Annotated in this window: 15 protein-coding genes; 12 read left to right on the top strand and 3 right to left on the bottom strand. The window is 61.8% G+C overall.

The annotated features are described in order from the left end of the window. Positions 1-367 precede the first annotated feature (367 nt). The 7 genes from JTP94_RS26825 (at position 368) to JTP94_RS26795 (ending at position 7,584) form a co-directional block, all read left to right on the top strand. Positions 368-1,450 carry an ABC transporter ATP-binding protein gene (locus JTP94_RS26825; RefSeq protein WP_204853451.1) on the top strand — a complete coding sequence of 361 codons (1,083 nt, stop codon included), beginning with the start codon at positions 368-370 and terminating at the stop codon, positions 1,448-1,450. Positions 1,451-1,465: 15 nt separating this feature from the next. Next, a complete protein-coding gene (locus JTP94_RS26820; protein WP_204853450.1) occupies positions 1,466-2,536 on the top strand; it encodes an ABC transporter ATP-binding protein in 1,071 nt (356 codons plus the stop codon). 2 nt (positions 2,537-2,538) lie between these two features. Continuing rightward, positions 2,539-3,411 (top strand): carbohydrate ABC transporter permease, encoded by an 873-nt coding sequence (locus JTP94_RS26815; RefSeq protein WP_204853449.1) that lies wholly within the window; start codon positions 2,539-2,541, stop codon positions 3,409-3,411. A gap of 47 nt (positions 3,412-3,458) precedes the next feature. After that, positions 3,459-4,331 carry a carbohydrate ABC transporter permease gene (locus tag JTP94_RS26810; RefSeq protein WP_246755389.1) on the top strand — a complete coding sequence of 291 codons (873 nt, stop codon included), beginning with the start codon at positions 3,459-3,461 and terminating at the stop codon, positions 4,329-4,331. A 12-nt stretch (positions 4,332-4,343) separates the two neighbouring features. After that, positions 4,344-4,631 (top strand): DUF2160 domain-containing protein, encoded by a 288-nt coding sequence (locus JTP94_RS26805; RefSeq protein ID WP_204853448.1) that lies wholly within the window; start codon positions 4,344-4,346, stop codon positions 4,629-4,631. 69 nt (positions 4,632-4,700) lie between these two features. Continuing rightward, positions 4,701-6,431, top strand: a complete 1,731-nt coding sequence (locus JTP94_RS26800) for an ABC transporter substrate-binding protein (protein WP_204853447.1) — start codon at positions 4,701-4,703, stop codon at positions 6,429-6,431. A 298-nt stretch (positions 6,432-6,729) separates the two neighbouring features. Next, a complete protein-coding gene (locus tag JTP94_RS26795) occupies positions 6,730-7,584 on the top strand; it encodes a 5'-nucleotidase, lipoprotein e(P4) family (protein WP_204853446.1) in 855 nt (284 codons plus the stop codon). 3 nt (positions 7,585-7,587) lie between these two features. Here JTP94_RS26795 and JTP94_RS26790 read toward each other — a convergent pair whose 3' ends face one another. Further along, complete coding sequence (locus JTP94_RS26790) at positions 7,588-8,913, bottom strand: NADH:flavin oxidoreductase/NADH oxidase family protein (RefSeq protein ID WP_204853445.1); 1,326 nt, start codon at positions 8,911-8,913, stop codon at positions 7,588-7,590. An 83-nt stretch (positions 8,914-8,996) separates the two neighbouring features. Between JTP94_RS26790 and JTP94_RS26785 the strand changes: the two genes are divergently transcribed. Beyond that, positions 8,997-9,407 carry a MerR family transcriptional regulator gene (locus tag JTP94_RS26785; RefSeq protein WP_204853444.1) on the top strand — a complete coding sequence of 137 codons (411 nt, stop codon included), beginning with the start codon at positions 8,997-8,999 and terminating at the stop codon, positions 9,405-9,407. 339 nt (positions 9,408-9,746) lie between these two features. Here the strand turns inward: JTP94_RS26785 and JTP94_RS26780 are convergent, their stop codons facing one another. Next, positions 9,747-11,042 carry an ABC transporter substrate-binding protein gene (locus tag JTP94_RS26780; protein ID WP_204853443.1) on the bottom strand — a complete coding sequence of 432 codons (1,296 nt, stop codon included), beginning with the start codon at positions 11,040-11,042 and terminating at the stop codon, positions 9,747-9,749. 150 nt (positions 11,043-11,192) lie between these two features. On the opposite strand from JTP94_RS26780, the gene JTP94_RS26775 reads away from it, so the two are divergent. The 4 genes from JTP94_RS26775 (at position 11,193) to JTP94_RS26760 (ending at position 15,835) form a co-directional block, all read left to right on the top strand. Continuing rightward, the gene (locus tag JTP94_RS26775; RefSeq protein WP_204853442.1) at positions 11,193-12,215 is read left to right on the top strand and encodes a LacI family DNA-binding transcriptional regulator; all 1,023 of its coding nucleotides are present in this window, start codon (positions 11,193-11,195) and stop codon (positions 12,213-12,215) included. Positions 12,216-12,254: 39 nt separating this feature from the next. Next, entirely contained in the window at positions 12,255-14,111 is a 1,857-nt protein-coding gene (locus JTP94_RS26770) for a DUF2264 domain-containing protein (RefSeq protein WP_204853441.1), read from the top strand. Continuing rightward, positions 14,108-15,133 (top strand): hydroxyacid dehydrogenase, encoded by a 1,026-nt coding sequence (locus JTP94_RS26765; RefSeq protein WP_204853440.1) that lies wholly within the window; start codon positions 14,108-14,110, stop codon positions 15,131-15,133. Before JTP94_RS26770 ends, JTP94_RS26765 begins: the two co-directional genes overlap by 4 nt. Before the next feature lie 114 nt (positions 15,134-15,247). Beyond that, positions 15,248-15,835, top strand: coding sequence for a transglycosylase SLT domain-containing protein (locus tag JTP94_RS26760; RefSeq protein ID WP_204853439.1), 588 nt, complete (start codon positions 15,248-15,250; stop codon positions 15,833-15,835). Between the two features lie 79 nt (positions 15,836-15,914). On the opposite strand, the gene JTP94_RS26755 is transcribed toward JTP94_RS26760, so the two are convergent. Further along, a complete protein-coding gene (locus tag JTP94_RS26755; protein WP_246755365.1) occupies positions 15,915-17,177 on the bottom strand; it encodes a Gfo/Idh/MocA family protein in 1,263 nt (420 codons plus the stop codon). Positions 17,178-17,274 lie beyond the last annotated feature (97 nt).

The following is a 17,274-nucleotide window of genomic DNA, read 5'->3' as shown; positions in this document are numbered from 1 at the left end:
ATGAAGCGAAACTGAAACGCGGTAAGTTTTCGTTTGACATTCCTTTAGCTTCATTTATCGTCATTCTTGTTTCGGTTTTCGCGTGAGGGGTGCAAATCGAAACGGGGAGGTATCATTGTCCAGACATCAGATCCGCATCGGAAATGGCACGAAATACGGCACAGCAAGCCGCACCGCCGCCATCAACCTCGCGCACCTTGGTTTTCGCTGTCGCGACGTTTGCGCAGGCGGATCGATGCAATTCTTTCTACGACCATAGCCTCGGCAATAGACGGCACCCGGTGAAGGCATAGCCCGATCCGGACGGATCAGTCTTCTTGAGATCCTCGTGGCGGCATCGGCCTGCGACGCATGGAGGGAATCTATCGTGCTTGAACTTAAAGGCGTCTCGAAGTCGGTCACCGGCGAGACGCATATCGCGGAAACGAACCTGACGCTGCAGCGCGGCACGCTGAATGTGCTGCTCGGGCCGACACTTTCGGGAAAGACATCGCTGATGCGGCTGATGGCCGGTCTCGACAAGCCGACCACTGGCACGATCCATGTCGACGGTGCTGACGTCACCGGCCTGCCGGTGCAGCGCCGCAACGTCGCCATGGTCTACCAGCAGTTCATCAACTATCCCGCCATGACCGTCTACGACAACATCGCCTCGCCCATGCGCCTCCGCCGCATGAATGCGGCGACCATCGACCGGGAAGTGAAGAAGGCCGCCGACATCCTGCGGCTCGGCCCCTTCCTCGATCGCCTGCCGCTCAGCCTCTCCGGCGGCCAGCAACAGCGCACGGCGCTTGCCCGCGCCATCGTCAAGAATGCCGGCCTGGTGCTGCTCGACGAGCCGCTCGCCAATCTCGACTACAAGCTGCGCGAGGAGTTGCGCGCCGAGCTGCCGAAGATCTTTGCCGAATCCGGCGCCATCTTCGTCTACGCCACCACCGAGCCATCCGAGGCGCTGCTCCTTGGCGGCAATACCGCGACCCTGTCGCAGGGCCGCATTACGCAGTTCGGATCGACGATCGAGGTCTTCCGCAATCCGAAGGACCTGGTCACCGCCACCACCTTCGCCGACCCGCCGCTGAACACCATTATGCTGGACAAGCGCGGCAGGGAGTTCGTGCTGGACGAGAATATCCGCCTGCCCGTGCCGCAAGGCCTCGTGAGCCGGCCGGACGGCCGCTACACGATCGCCTTCCAGCCGCATCATCTAGCCCTTGCGCCGCAGACGCCGGAGGCCGTCGCCGCGCCGGCGAAAGTGACCGTCAGCGAGATCACCGGCTCGGAAAGCTTCATTCATCTCGATTTTTCCGGTCGGCGCTGGGTGATGCTGACCCAGGGCGTCCAGCATCTCGATGTCGACGCTGCGATCGATGTCTATATCGACCCCCGCCACATCATGGTCTTCGACACCGATGGCGCCGCCGTCGCTCCCGACCTGCAACAAGCCGCCTGAGGAGAGACATCGCCAATGGCACGTATCGATCTTGATCACATCAGGCACGCCTACAACGACCATCCCAAATCCGATGCGGACTATGCGCTGAAAGAAGTGAACCATAGCTGGGAAGACGGCAGCGCCTATGCGCTGCTCGGACCGTCCGGCTGCGGCAAGACCACTTTGCTCAACATCGTCTCGGGCCTGGTGCAACCCTCCGAGGGCCGCATCCTGTTCGACGGCAAGGATGTGACCCGGCTATCGACCCAGGAGCGCAATATCGCCCAGGTCTTCCAGTTCCCGGTCGTCTACGACACGATGACGGTCTACGACAACCTCGCCTTTCCCTTGCGCAACCGGCATGTGCCGGAAGCCGATGTGAAGCGCAAGGTCGATGAGATCATCGAAATGATCGGCCTTTCCGACAGCGCTCACCGCAAGGCGCGCGGACTGACGGCCGATGCCAAGCAGAAGATTTCGCTCGGTCGCGGTCTCGTGCGCTCCGACGTCAACGCCATCCTGTTCGACGAGCCACTGACGGTCATCGACCCGCATATGAAATGGGTGCTGCGCTCGCAGCTGAAACAGCTCCACCGCCGCTTCGGCTTCACCATGGTCTACGTCACCCATGACCAGACGGAGGCGCTGACCTTCGCCGACAAGGTGGTGGTCATGTACAATGGCGAGGTGGTGCAGATCGGCACGCCGAACGACCTGTTCGAGCGCCCGCGCCATACCTTCGTCGGCTATTTCATCGGCTCGCCGGGCATGAATGTCATGCCGGTCGAAATCGAAGGCCGCAACGCCCGCATCGGCAACCGCACGATCATGCTGCCCGGCGCGCCGCTGGAAAAGCGCGTGGGCCGCTCCGAACTCGGCATCCGTCCGGAATTCGTCCGCATCGGCCGCGAGGGCATTCCCGCCACCGTCACCAAGATCGAGGATCTCGGCCGCCGCAAGGTGGTCCGCGCGAAGCTTGATGGTCAGGATATCGTCGCCGTCATCGGCGAGGACCAGGCGGTGCCGGCCGAGCCGCATATCGCCTTCGATCCGGCCGGCATCAATATCTACACCGACTCCTGGCGCATCGAGATGGGAGCCTGACGATGGACAAGACCTGGAACAACAAAGCCTGGTTCATGCTCATTCCGGTTCTGCTGCTCGTCGGCTTTTCCGCCGTGATTCCCTTGATGACGGTGGTGAACTATTCGGTGCAGGATACCTTCGGCAACAACGTCTTCTTCTGGGCGGGCACCAGCTGGTTCGAGCAGATCCTGCAATCCGGCCGCTTCTGGGACGCAATGTTCCGCAACCTGATCTTCTCCTTCGTCATCCTGGCGATCGAAGTGCCACTCGGCATCTTCATCGCCCTCAACATGCCGAAGAAGGGCGTCGGTGTGCCGGTCTGCCTCGTGCTGATGGCCCTGCCTTTGCTGATCCCCTGGAACGTCGTCGGCACGATCTGGCAGGTCTTCGGCCGCAGCGATATCGGGCTGTTGGGCTATGCCCTGGTCGGCCTCGGCATTGACTATAACTACGTCTCCGATCCGGTCGACGCCTGGGCGACGATCATCCTCATGGATGTCTGGCACTGGACGAGCCTCGTCGTGCTGCTCTGCTATGCCGGTCTCGCCTCCATTCCCGACGCCTTTTACCAGGCCGCCAAGATCGATGGCGCCTCGCGCTGGTCCGTCTTCCGCTACATCCAGCTGCCGAAGATGAACCGGGTGCTGCTGATCGCCGTGCTGCTGCGCTTCATGGACAGTTTCATGATCTATACCGAACCCTTCGTCGTCACCGGCGGCGGCCCCGGCAATTCGACGACCTTCCTGTCGATCGACCTTGTGAAGATCGCGCTCGGCCAGTTTGACCTCGGCCCGGCGGCGGCCATGTCGCTCGTCTACTTCCTCATCGTGCTGCTTTTGTCCTGGGTCTTCTACACCGTCATGACCAATTACGATGCGGGAGAAAGCCGATGAGCGGCAAACCTCTATCCACGACCGCCGACAGCGCCGTGATGCACAAGATGGCAGCCTCCGGCGCCACCGCGAGCAACGTCGCCGCTGCCGGCGCGCAGGTTGCCCGCAGGCAGAGCGAGAAGGGCCGGTGGTCCTGGCTGGTGCCGGCGATCTACATTGTCTTCCTGCTCCTGCCGATCTACTGGCTCGTCAACATGAGCTTCAAGACCAACGAGGAGATCGTCAACGGGTTGACGCTCTATCCGCATGCGCCGACACTGCGCAATTACACGATAATCTTCACCGATCCGTCCTGGTACAAGGGCTATATCAACTCGATCACCTATGTCGTCATGAACATGGTGATCTCGGTTGCCTGCGCCCTTCCCGCGGCCTACGCCTTCTCGCGCTACCGCTTCCTCGGCGACAAGCACGTCTTCTTCTGGCTGCTGACGAACCGCATGGCGCCGCCGGCGGTCTTCGCGCTGCCTTTCTTCCAGCTCTATTCCGCCTTCGGCCTGATCGACACCCATATCGCGGTGGCATTGGCGCATTGCCTGTTCAACGTGCCGCTCGCGGTCTGGATCCTCGAAGGCTTCATGTCCGGCGTGCCGAAGGAGATAGACGAGACGGCCTATATCGACGGCTATTCGTTCCCGCGCTTCTTCATCAAGATCTTCATTCCGCTGATTGCCAGCGGCATCGGCGTCGCCGCCTTCTTCTGCTTCATGTTTTCCTGGGTCGAGCTTTTGATTGCCCGCACGCTGACGGTGACCGACGCCAAGCCGATTGCCGCCATCATGACGCGAACGGTCTCGGCCTCGGGCATGGACTGGGGCCTGCTTGCCGCCGCCGGCGTGCTGACCTTGGTCCCCGGCGCGCTCGTCATCTATTTCGTCCGCAACTACATCGCCAAGGGCTTCGCGCTCGGCCGCGTCTGAAGGGAAACCGCCATGAACACAGATTTTTCCTGGATGGCCTGGACGCTGCCGACAGCGCTGTTCTTCACGACGATCCTGGTGCTGCTGATCGGCATGGCAGTCTGGGAATATGTTTCGCCCGGCGGCAATCCGCGCGTCGGCATCCTGCATTTCGAAACGACACGCGGCGACCGGCTGTTCATCTCGCTGCTCGGCGCCGCCTTCATCCACATCGCCTGGCTGGGCCTGGGAGGCCCCAGCCTGTGGTGGGCTCTTGCTCTTTCCGTGGTCTACGCCGTCGGCGTCTTCCGTCTGGTCTGAAGCAAACTGGTACGGAGGCCGGGGGTCTGGCCGCCTGGGAATATACTCGCAACCTGTAGGGAGGAATTTATGCGAAGACATCTCTTAACGACAACGGCAGTCGCCCTGCTGGCCTTGGCCGGCACGGCTCATGCCGGCATGAACGAGGCCAAGACATTCCTGGACAAGGAGATCGGCGATCTCTCGACGCTTTCGCGCGCCGACCAGGAAAAGGAAATGCAGTGGTTCGTCGACGCGGCCAAGCCCTTCCAGGGCATGGAGATCAAGGTCGTCTCGGAAACCCTGACGACCCACCAGTACGAATCGCAGGTTCTGGCACCGGCCTTCACCGCCATCACCGGCATCAAGGTCACGCATGACGTCATCCAGGAAGGCGACGTCGTCGAGAAGATCCAGACACAGATGCAGACCGGCCAGAACCTTTATGACGGCTGGGTCAACGATTCCGACCTGATCGGCACCCATTGGCGCTACAAGCAGGTGCGCAACCTGACCGACTGGATGGCCGGCGAAGGCAAGGACGTTACCAATCCCGGTATCGACATCCCCGATTTCATCGGCACCAGCTTCACCACCGCTCCGGACAAGAAGCTCTACCAGCTTCCCGACCAGCAGTTCGCCAACCTTTACTGGTTCCGCTACGACTGGTTCAACGACGAGAAGAACAAGGCCGATTTCAAGGCCAAGTACGGCTACGATCTCGGCGTGCCGGTCAACTGGTCGGCCTATGAGGACATCGCCCAGTTCTTCACCGGCCGCGACGTCAACGGCAAGAAGGTCTTCGGCCATATGGACTATGGCAAGAAGGATCCGTCGCTCGGCTGGCGCTTCACCGATGCCTGGCTTTCCATGGCCGGTAACGGCGATAAGGGTCTGCCGAACGGCCTGCCGGTCGACGAATGGGGCATCAAGGTCGATGCCAACTCCCGTCCGGTCGGCTCCTGCGTCGCCCGCGGCGGCGACACCAACGGCCCGGCTGCCGTCTATTCCATCCAGAAATATCTCGATTGGCTAAAGGCCTATGCACCGCCGGAAGCCCAGGGCATGACCTTCTCGGAATCCGGTCCGGTTCCGGCGCAGGGTAACGTCGCCCAGCAGATCTTCTGGTACACGGCCTTCACCGCCGACATGGTCAAGCCCGGTCTGCCGGTCATGAACGCGGATGGCAAGCCGAAGTGGCGCATGGCACCGTCTCCGCATGGCGTCTACTGGAAGGACGGCATGAAGCTCGGCTATCAGGACGTCGGTTCCTGGACGCTGATGAAATCAACCCCGGTCGACCGCGCCAAGGCCGCATGGCTCTATGCGCAGTTCGTGACCTCGAAGACGGTGGACGTGAAGAAGAGCCATGTCGGCCTCACCTTCATCCGCGAATCCACCATCCGCGACAAGAGCTTCACCAAGCGCGCGCCGGAACTCGGTGGTCTGATCGAATTCTACCGCTCGCCGGCACGCGTGCAATGGTCGCCGACCGGCACCAACGTTCCTGATTATCCGAAGCTGGCACAGCTTTGGTGGCAGGCGATCGGTGATGCCGCATCGGGTGCCAAGGACGCGCAAGGCGCCATGGATGCGCTCTGCGCCGATCAGGAAAAGGTGATGCAGCGCATCGAACGCGCCGGCGTTCAGGGCGATATCGGTCCGAAGCTCGCCGAGGAACACGATCTTGCCTACTGGAACGCCGATGCCGTCAAGAACGGCCATCTCGCTCCGCAGCTGAAGATCGCCACCGAGAAGGAAAAGCCGGTCACCGTCAACTACGACGAACTGGTGAAGAGCTGGGCCGACGCGGCCAAGTAAACCCGATCGATTGAGGAGATGCGGCTGCCGGGGTCTGAAAAGGCCCCGGCATTTTGCTGTTCCGAGCCCGAATACTTTTCAGCCGCGCGTCGACGGGACCTTCGTACGGACACCCCGGCGATGGGCTCGGGCGGAGTCATCAACCAAAATCAGCCGAATCGGGGTGCAGCCAGCTGTCATATACTTGACACATTCCATCCACGCGCAAACTATCCTTACCCGGATCAAGACTTTAACGCCTGTTTGAAATCGTTGATGCGACCAGTTGATTTTCCGGAATTTCATAAAGGAGAGCGGAGTGAGAAATAGATACTTTGGACGCTTGGCATTCGTGTTCGGCCTCGCTGCAACCGTGCCGGCTTTTGCCGCGGATGTGCCGGCCGCCATGCCTGACGATAATCTCAACGCCGTTCTCTGGGACCAGACCTCCGTCGAAGCCCAAGCCAATGCCCTTGGCGCCTATGCACTCGCCCACATCCGGCTTGACGAAGCGCTTGCCGACAAGAACTGGACCGCAGCACCGGTCGAGCAAACAGGCAATTTCCAGGATTTCCCGCCGGCTATCATCCTCGATGTCGATGACACCGTGCTCAATACCTCGCCCTACCAGGCGCACAATATCACCGCGGGCACCAGCTTCACGCCGGATAGCTGGACGCAATATGTGAATGCCCAGCAGGACAAGCCGATCCCGGGCGCTGTCGACTTCACGCAATATGCAGCCTCGAAAGGCGTCAAGGTCTTCTACGTCACCAACCGCACGGCCGATGAGGAAAAGCCGACCGTCGAGGAAATGAAGCGCTTCGGCTTTCCGATGGGCGACAATGTCGACACCTTCCTCAGCGCCAAGGAACAGCCCGACTGGGGTTCCGCCAAGGGCACCCGCCGTACCTTCATCGCCAAGAACTACCGCATCCTCCTGATGTTCGGCGACAATTTCGGCGACTTCACCGACGACTACAAGGGCACGGTCGAGGAGCGCCAAAAGGTCTTCGAAGCCAACGCCGCCCACTTCGGCCACGACTGGATCGCCATCGCCAACCCGACCTACGGCTCCTTCGAGAGCGCCCCCTACAAGGGCGACTACAAGCTGCCGCCTGAAAAGCAGCGCCAGTTGAAGCAGGACGCACTGAAGCCCTGGGATGGGAAGTAAGCGCTACCAAGGCCTATTGCATTCATCGGATGGGGAGGACGGTTTCGCCCCTTCCGGTGCTTCAGGCCCGCGACGAGCAATCCATGCCTTGTAGCGGCGGGTCCGACGGGCGGCCTCCAGCTGGCTGCCGATCAGGGCGAGGAGCGGCGAGACATTGCGCTTCGGCGCCCGGCCGGCGCCGATCCGATGCAGCTGGACCTTGACCACGGCCATTGCGGCCAGGCTGGCGAAGACCTTCTTCTTCCAGCGAACTTGCTGGATGGCGACATCAGGCATGGCGCCCGCGCGCCATTTCATCGGCAGTGTCGGCTGGAATGCGAGGGCGGTGGCGATGCCGACCACTGCGACGCCGGGCCGCCCATCCTTGGGCTCCAGCGCCCGCTCGGCGACTGTGCGACGGTGGATGCCACCGGTTACCATGATCGGCATGCGGGCGACCGCACCGATCTCCCGCGCGAAATCGACGAAATAGGCTTCACGCGGGTTGACGACACCGTCCTTGGGTGCCCCCGCCATGGCCGGGCTCTCGTAGCTGCCACCGGACAATTCGACCAGATCAACAGGCAGATCATTGAGCCAGCGCACGACCTGCACCGCATCCTCCGCCGCAAAGCCGCCCTTCTGGAAATCGGCCGAATTGAGCTTCACGCCAACGCAGAAGCCGGGCGAGACGCGCGCCCGCACCGCCTTGACCACTTCGAGCAGCAGCTGGGCCCGATTGGCCAGCGAGCCACCCCATTCGTCGGTTCGCCGGTTGCTCAGCGGCGAGAGGAACTGGCTGATCAGGTAGCCATGGGCGGCATGGATCTCGACGCCTGTGAAGCCGGCCTGTTCGGCCATCGCGGCGGCGGTGGCAAAGCGCTCGATAACGGTCGCGATCTCTTCCGCTTCCAGTGCCCGCGGTGTCGGGAAGTAATGCGAGGCGCCCTCGATCTGAACGCCGATTGCCGAGGGCGCCACCGCGCCCTGGCCCATCGCCTTCATGACCTGCCGGCCGGGGTGGCTGATCTGCAGCCAGGCATGGTTGCCGCCGCTGCGGGCCGCCCGCGCCCATTCCCTGAAGGGTTCCAGTGGTTGCGACGCGTCGAGCACGACGCCGCCCGGACCGGTGAGCGCGGTCGGATCGATCATGACATTGCCGGAAAGGATCAGCCCGACCCCGCCCTTCGACCAGGCGGCATAGAGCCGGCAAAGCGCCTTGCCCGGCAAATGCTCGTGATCCGCCATGTTCTCCTCCATGGCGGCCTTGGCCAGGCGATTGGTCAGCACGGCACCATTGGGCAAGGTCAGGGGCGCGAAGAGCGGCGAAACGGGCACGGTATCGAACATGGGCAGTCACACTCCGGATGGCAGATGGACAAGCCCTACACCTTCAACCTATATTTAAGGTCAAGCTCAAAAGGAGGCCACGCATGAAAATCGGCGAACTGGCTCGGCGCGTCGGAGTCGCCCCCTCGAAGATTCGCTTTCTGGAAGCGCGTGGCGTGCTGCGTTCCGATCGGCTGGCGAACGGCTATAGGGACTATGGTGAGGATGTATTCACGACCCTGCAGATCATCCTGCGGGCGCAATCGGTCGGCTTCACCCTGAAGGAGATCGAGCGCGCCCTACTGGAGAACGGCTCCCAACAGCTAGATTGTGCCAACATTGTCGAACGGCTCAAGGCGAAGCTGATCGAGCTCGACCAACACATCGCGCAATCAACCAACGTGCGCGACGAGCTGGTCCAGATGATCGCGACGATGTCCGAGCGCGGCGCCGACAACCAGAATGTATCGGAAGAGCTACGAATTCACGGCCCGATCGAGCGCGCACTGTCATAGCGGCCAATGGCTTCCGGCTGCGCTGCCGTGTTTGATGAAGTAGGATGCGCTGAAATCTCGGGATGGGAAGTAGGTGTCAACAGCAGAATGGGAGGAGGGTGCGATACCCCCCTTCTGTCACTGTCGTGACATCTCCCCCACAAGGGGGGAGATTGGTAGCTCGCGGACACCTCTTTACCTCAAGCGAATATCGAGTCCGCTGAAATTGTCGTTTATTGTCTCACGAGTGACGAGCGGCAAACTCCCAACGATCTCCCCCCTTGTGGGGGAGATGTCCCGAAAGGGACAGAGGGGGGTATCAGCGGTGCGGCATATCGCAAAGCCTACGATAAGCTCCGCTCAACTCTTCCGCTTCAGCTTCGTCGCACCTTCCTCCACCAGCCTCTTCGCCGCCTCGGCGACCGTGATCTTGCCGAAGGCGAGCTGGTCGGCGACGGGGCGCGCGACATTCTGGTCGAATTCTCCGGAGCCGAGTGGCGCCGGCACAGGATAGGTGCCGACCTGATCCTTCAGCAGCTCGACATATTGCACCGTCTGCTGCTCCACCGGATTGAGCGTCGGCAGGATGGCGGCGCGCACCGCGGGCGACATCGGCACACCGCGTTCGACGCCAAGGATCTTCCCGGCTTCGACATCGTTGACGAAGAAATTGATGAATTTCGCCGCCGCTTCGCCGTTCTTGCTGGTGGCGCCCACGCTCCAGATCAGCGCAGGGCGATAGTAATGGCCGGAAGGGCCATCCTTCTTTTCGCGCGGCAGCATCGTGACGGCAAGCTTGCTCTTGACCACGAGCTGATAGCCGACGAGCTGATTTGAATAAGCCATGCCGATGGCCGATTTGCCGAGCGCAAGGCAGTTGCTCTCGATGACGTTCTGGTCGAGCGTCTGGACATCGGCGGAGACCGTGCCGCCGCGCTTGCGCAGGTCTTCCCAGTAGCTGTACCATTCCTTGGCATCGTCGACGCCGAAGCCGAGCCCGCCCTCGTCCGTATAAAGGCTTTTGCCACGCTGGCGCAGCCAGACATCGAGGACATAGTTGTAGCGCGCGCCATAAGGGCCGCCCCAATAGCCGCGCTTGCCGGCTGCCTTGGTCATTTCAACGGCGAGATCGGCATATTCGGCCCATGTCGTGGTCGGGCCGGGCGGCGTCAGACCGGTCTTCTTGAACATGTCCTCATCATAGAACATCGCGAAAGAATTGAGCCCAAGGCCCACGCCGTAAAGCTTGCCGTCGACGGTCGTGAGCTTCAGCACGTCCTTGCCGAAACTGTCGACATTCAGCGTCGAGGGTACAAACTGGTCGAGCGGCATGCAGGCACCGCGCTTGGAATAGTCAGAAATCGTGCTCGGCTCGAGCTGGAAGACATCAGCGATGTTCTGGCTGGCCATACCGGTCGCAAGCTTCGCCCAATAGCCGTCACCGCTAATGCTCTCGCCGATGACGGACAGATCAGGATTCTTGCTATGAAACAGTTCGGCAACGGCGACGGTGCGCTTGCCGCGATCAGGCGAGCCCCACCACATCGCCCGCAGCTGCGTGGCGTCTGCAAAGGCGGGCATTGCCCCTCCTCCGAACGCGAGACCAGCAGCCGCTCCGGCGGTTCCTATCATGAATGAACGGCGATTCATGCGCATGAGATTCCTCCTTCTCTTGCGTTGTCATCCGCGGCGATCTCCCCGACGCCTTCAGCGGACAATTCCGAGCAAAGATATGCAACTTCATTGCGCTATGCAATAAAAAACTCTGTATTGCAAATTTGCATAATTTTGCATAACAATTGCGATATGAGCGATGTTCGATCCAAACGTATCAGGCAAGCCGATATTGCTGCCGCGGCCGGCGTCTCCGTTTCGACGGTGTCGCGCGTGCTGACCAATGAACCCGGCATCAGCGACGTGATCCGCCAGCATATCTTCAAGGTGGCGAGCGATCTCGGCTACCCGCTGAAGACGGCTGCGGAGGCGGAAGCCGGCGGCCTGGCGCTGATCGCCAGCGATAGTGTTACAGGCGGCTTGAGCGTTTTCTACGAAGGCATTCTGGAAGGCCTGCGCGCCGGCGCCGCCGAGCGCGGCATGCGCTTCGACATCCGCCTCATCCGCGAGGCCCGCACCGAGCCGGACCTGGTGAAGGAATATATGCAGGCTGCCGGCGCCGAAGGCCTGTTTCTTGTCGGCATCGATCCCTCGGAGGAGCTATGCCGATGGCTTGATGCGAGCGCTACGCCAGTGGTGCTCGTCAACGGCACCGATCCGAAACTGCGTTTCGACGGCGTCTCGCCATCGAATTTCTTCGGTGCCTATGCGGCGACGCGCCGGCTGCTCGATGCCGGGCACCGCCGCATCCTGCACCTGACCGGTTCGCATCGTCATACGATCCGCGAGCGCATCCGTGGCTTCGAGGCCGCGATCGCCTCCGTCGAGGGAGCGCATGGCCGTATCGTGCCGATGAACTTCCGGGGAAGTTCCAGCCAGGAGGCCCATGACACAACGGCCGCGATCCTCGCTGCGGATAAGGGCTTTACCGCCGCCTTCTGCATGAACGATTTCATCGCCGTCGGCGTGCTCGACGCCGTGATCGAAGCGGGCCTGCGCGTGCCGGAGGATTTCGCCGTCGTCGGCTTCGACGACCTGCCCTGCGCCCTGATGACCAATCCCAGGCTGGCGACCATGCGTGTCGACCGCGCAGCGCTGGGGCGGGAAGCCATAAGCCTGATGATCACCCGCTTCCGCGACCGCGATGCGCCGGCACGCCACGTTTGCCACGGCGTTCAACCGATCGCCGGCGGCACCCTTCCACCCGAAACCTGAGCCTTCCCCGCAGCGGAAACAATCGAGAGAGCCTTACCGATGATCTACGACCCCGCCAGCACCAATCCGCTTGCCGGCAACCCATTGAAGAACCTTACCGACATGCGGCACGCGCTGACCGACCTGTTCGATCCGCTCCTGCCCTATTTTTCCGAGGGCAATGCCCGTGTCCGCATCGATGCGGCAGGCGCCCATTTCGACCGGGCGGCCGCCGATCTCGAAGGCTTCGCCCGCCCGCTCTGGGGCCTTGCGCCATTCGGCGCCGGCGGCGGCGATTTCGGTCATTGGGACCGCTATGCCGAGGGGCTCGCCAATGGTGTCGATCCCGACCATCCGGAATATTGGGGCACCGTCAACGGCCGCGATCAGCGCATGGTCGAGCTTGCAGCGCTCGGCTTTGCCCTTGCCCTGGTGCCCGAAAAGATCTGGGAACCGCTCGATGCGCGCGCCCGGAACAATCTGATCGCCTATCTCAAACACGCCCGCACGTTCGACTACGCTGATAACAATTGGAAATTCTTCCGCATCTTCGTGGATATCGCTCTCGACCGGCTCGGCGCCTCCTTCGACCGCAGCCTGACGGAGGATTATCTGAGGGAGTTGGACGGCTTCTATATCGCCGACGGCTGGTACCGCGACGGTGATATCAGGCGCATCGACCACTACGTCCCCTTCGCCATGCACTTCTACGGGCTGATCTATTCGAAGCTCGTCAATGACGACCGGGCCGAGCGCTATCGCGAACGCGCCGTGCTCTTCGCTAGGGATTTCCGCCACTGGTTCGCGCCTGATGGCGCAACGATCCCTTTCGGCCGCAGCCTCACCTATCGCTTCGCCTGCGCCGGCTTCTGGTCGGCGCTCGCCTTCGCCGATGTCGAGGCGCTGCCCTGGGGCGAGATCAAGGGCCTGTGCCTGCGGCACCTGCGCTGGTGGGCCGACAAGCCCATTGCCAATCGCGACGGCACCCTGCCGATCGGCTATGCCTATCCCAACCTGCTGATGTCGGAAAACTATAATTCCGCCGGCTCGCCCTATTGGGCCTTCAAGGCCTTCCTGCCTCTTGCGCTAAAGGACACGCATCCCTTCTGGACAGCGGAGGAGAAACCGCCGGAGAATGAGCCGGCTATCGTCCCTCTCAAGCACCCGGGCATGGTGATGATGCGCAGCAAGGCTGACGTCGTGGCGCTCTCCAGCGGCCAGGAAAACCAGCAGATGCGCTTCGGCGCCGAAAAATACGCGAAGTTCGCCTATTCCGCCCGCTATGGCTTCAGCGTCGAAAGCGACGACCGCATCTTTCATGGCGGCGCGTTCGATAGCATGCTCGCCTTCAGCGATGACGGTCTGCACTACCGCGTCCGCGAGACCAATGAAGAGGCGAAGCTTGCCGGCGACATACTCTATGCCAAATGGTCACCCTGGCCTGATGTATCGGTGGAGACCTGGCTCATCCCCGCTTCGCCCTGGCACATCCGCCTGCACAGGATCACTACGCCTCGGCCGTTGCAGACGGCGGAAGGCGGCTTTGCCATCGCCCGGCGCGATTTCGAGGCCGATACGCTCTCCTCTGAAACGGGTGCGGCCTATGTCATCGGCGAGGAGGATTTCAGCGGCATCCTCGATCTCGGCTCGACGATCGAGCGCGAGGGGCTGGCGCAGAAAGCGCCGCCGAACACCAACCTGATCGCTTCCAAGACGCTGGTGCCGCAGCTGCGCGCCACGATTCCATCAGGCGAAACCATTCTCGTTTCCGCCATCCTTGCGGAAAAGGATCCCTCCTCCGTCGGCGGTACCTGGACGAAGCCGCCGGCCAGACCCGATATCGATGCGCTGCGCGCCCTCGTGGCCGACAAGGGCATCACGGTCAGCGCCATCGAGGCGCCCGGTCGCTTGCCATGACGCAATTCGTCTCCACGCGTCCCGCCATCGCCTTCGCCATGCAGCCCTCGCGCACGCAGCACGTCCTGCCGGAAGCGCTGATCCAGCGCCTCGATACGGTGAGCCGCGTGCTGGACGTAGCGCCGATGCAGCGCTTCGATGACGACCGCGCGGGGAAACTGCTCGCCGAAACCGAAATCCTGATCACGGGCTGGGGTTCGCCGGTGATCGATGTCGCCGCACTGGCACGGGCGCCGCATCTGAAGCTGGTGGCTCATTCCGCCGGTACCGTGAAGGGCCTGCTCGGAGACAGCCTGTTCGACCGGGGCATATCGGTCAGCCATGCGGCGCAGGCCAACGCCCTGCCGGTCGCCGAGTTTACACTGGCCGCTATCATCTTTGCCGGCAAGAAGATTTTCCGCTTCCGCGATCTCTATGTCGCCGACCGCAACCGCAAGCGGACGCAGCCGATCCAGGCGGAAGCCATCGGCAATTACGGCCGCACGGTCGGCATCATCGGTGCCTCGCGCATCGGCAGGCGGGTGATCGAATTGCTCGCGCCCTTCGACTACCGCATCCTGCTCTACGATCCGATGGTCGGCGAGGCCGAAGCCGCACGCCTCGGCGTCGAGAAGAGCGAGCTGGACGCCTTGATGGTATCAGCCGACATCATCTCGCTGCACGCGCCTTCCCTCCCGGCGACACGGCACATGATCGACGCCCGTCGCCTCTCGGTGATGAAAGACGGAGCGACCTTCATCAATACCGCGCGCGGTGCCTTGGTTGACGAAGCGGCGTTGATCGCCACGCTGAAAACCGGCCGCATCGACGCGATCATCGATGTCACCGATCCGGAAATCCCGGAGGTGGGTTCGGCCTTCTACGACCTGCCGAATGTCTTCCTGACGCCGCATATCGCAGGCGCCGTCGGCCTCGAACGGGCCCGCCTCGGCGAGATGGCGGTCGAAGAAGTCATTCGTTTCATCGAGGGCAGGCCGCTGCTTCATGAGATCCGCCGCGAGGACATGGCGCGCATGGCATGACGCGACGCAGCAAATCCATGAAAACTCCCTGAAATCGCCCCATTTCGGCACAGGCAAACAACTCGTTTTTAATCATTCCGCGCTAGCAATCTTCTTATCGAAGAGGTTCTAGTTATGCGTACTCGCGTCCTTTCCATTCTGGCCGTATTGCTGCTGGGCGTGCTGGCGGGTTGCGCCACCGCGCCCTCGCGCACCCGCAACATCTGCGCGATCTTCGACCAGCGGGACGGCTGGTTCAACAATTGGCAGCGAGCCGCCGAGCGCACGGAACGCAAATACGGCGTTCCCGTGCCGATCCTCATGGCGACGATCTATACCGAATCCGGCTTCCGGCCGCGCGCCCGTCCGCCCAGAAGATACCTGCTCGGCTTCATCCCCTGGAAGCGCCCGTCGACCGCCTACGGCTTCTCACAGGCGCTCGACGGCACCTGGGACAAGTACAAGCGCGAGTCGGGCAACTGGACTGCGAGCCGCACCAACTTCGCCGACGCCATCGATTTCGTCGGCTGGTATCACTACCAGACGCACCTGCAGACCGGCATTCCCCTGAACGATTCCTATGATCTCTATCTGGCCTATTATTCCGGCACGAAGGGCTATCTGCAGGGGGCATGGCGCGGCAATTCCGCCGCACTGTCCGGTGCCAAGCGCTTCAACGGCATGACCAGGATCTATGCGCAGCAGCTGCCGAGCTGCGGCTGATCTGGCGACAAGGCCGCAGGCGGCTATCTTAGAAAAGGTGCGCAGCGGAAAACCGGTGCTCACTTCTCCTGGAAGTGCCCTAAGGCCGCGGCTCCAGCAGGTTCAAGCCGCCGTCCTCACCCCAGATATCGGCGATCGATACCTGCTGGCCGGTACGGCTGCTCTTCAGCGCCGCGATGCCGCAGAGAACCGACATCGCGCCCGCGCGCGATCCGGCACGCTGCTTGAGCTCGTCATTCGGGCCGGAGCGCAGCAGCATGTTGCGCAGCCGGTCGTCGCCGCCATAGTGGCCGCCGGATGAGTGCGGCACCCATATGCGCTCGACATCGCCGAAATTCTTCATGACGACGATCTCGTCCGCCGGTGGCGTCGTCCAGTGTTGCTTCTCGTACTGCCGCAGCTCGATGCGGCCCTTGTGGCCGTTGAAGGCGATGTGATGCCCTTCGATCGGCATGTAGGTATTCAAGGAATAGGAAACTTTGACACCGCTGCGATAGCGGATGGAGGCGACCATCGTGTCCGGAATATCGATATCCTCGCGGAAGACGCAGGCGTCGCGCACGTAGCCATCGACGGTTGACGGATCCTCGTAGAGGCTTTCGAGCAGTGGTGTCGCGCTGATGTCGAGATAATAGTCGCACTCATCCTTGTACCGACAGTTACGACAGCGCTCGCCGCGAAAAGGTCCCTTGCGGCCGTAATGCTTGAGATCGGCAAAGGCTGCGACGGTTTCCGGATCGGAATCCAGATACCAGTTCAAGAGGTCGAAATGGTGCGTCGCCTTGTGGACGAAGAGACTGCCGGAATTTTCCACGAAGGCATGCCAGCGGCGGAAATAGTCGGCGCCGTGGCTGGTGTCGAGATACCAATGGAAATCGACTGACGTGACATCGCCGATGACGCCGGAATTGATCAGCTCCTTGATCTTCGCCGCCGTCGGCGCGAAGCGGTAATTGAAGGAAACGTCCAGCCGCTTGCCGGTGCGTGCCTCGGCATTGAGAATGCGCTTGATCTTGTCGACCGTCGTCGTCATCGGCTTTTCACTGATGACATTGGCGCCTGATTCCATGGCCTTGACGATCAGATCGTCATGGCTGGAATCGCGCGTGCAGACGATGACGAGATCCGGTTTCTCGACCCGCAACAGCTCATCGAAATCGGTATAAACAGGCACGGATGCGCCGATATAGTCGAGCGCCCGCTTGGCGCGCATCTGATTGAGGTCACAGACCGCGACGAGTTCGACCTCGTTGCTCCAACGCTCGACCAGATCCTTGCCCCACATGGTCGCGCCGCGATTGCCCGTACCGACCAGAACGTAGCGTTTCTTCGATGACTGCATCTGCTCCTCCAGAATCTGTGATGGCGATGGTCAGGTTAGTCCGCGTTGGCCGCGCCTTGTTGCGTGGCCCCTCACCCCAGCCCTCTCCCCGCAAGCG

Origin of the sequence: Martinezella lusitana, from assembly GCF_016901135.1 — a bacterium.
Classification (GTDB): Bacteria; Pseudomonadota; Alphaproteobacteria; order Rhizobiales; family Rhizobiaceae; genus Rhizobium; species Rhizobium lusitanum_D.
Note: the sequence above shows the minus strand (reverse complement) of the source record. Positions and strands in the feature narration are given on the sequence as shown.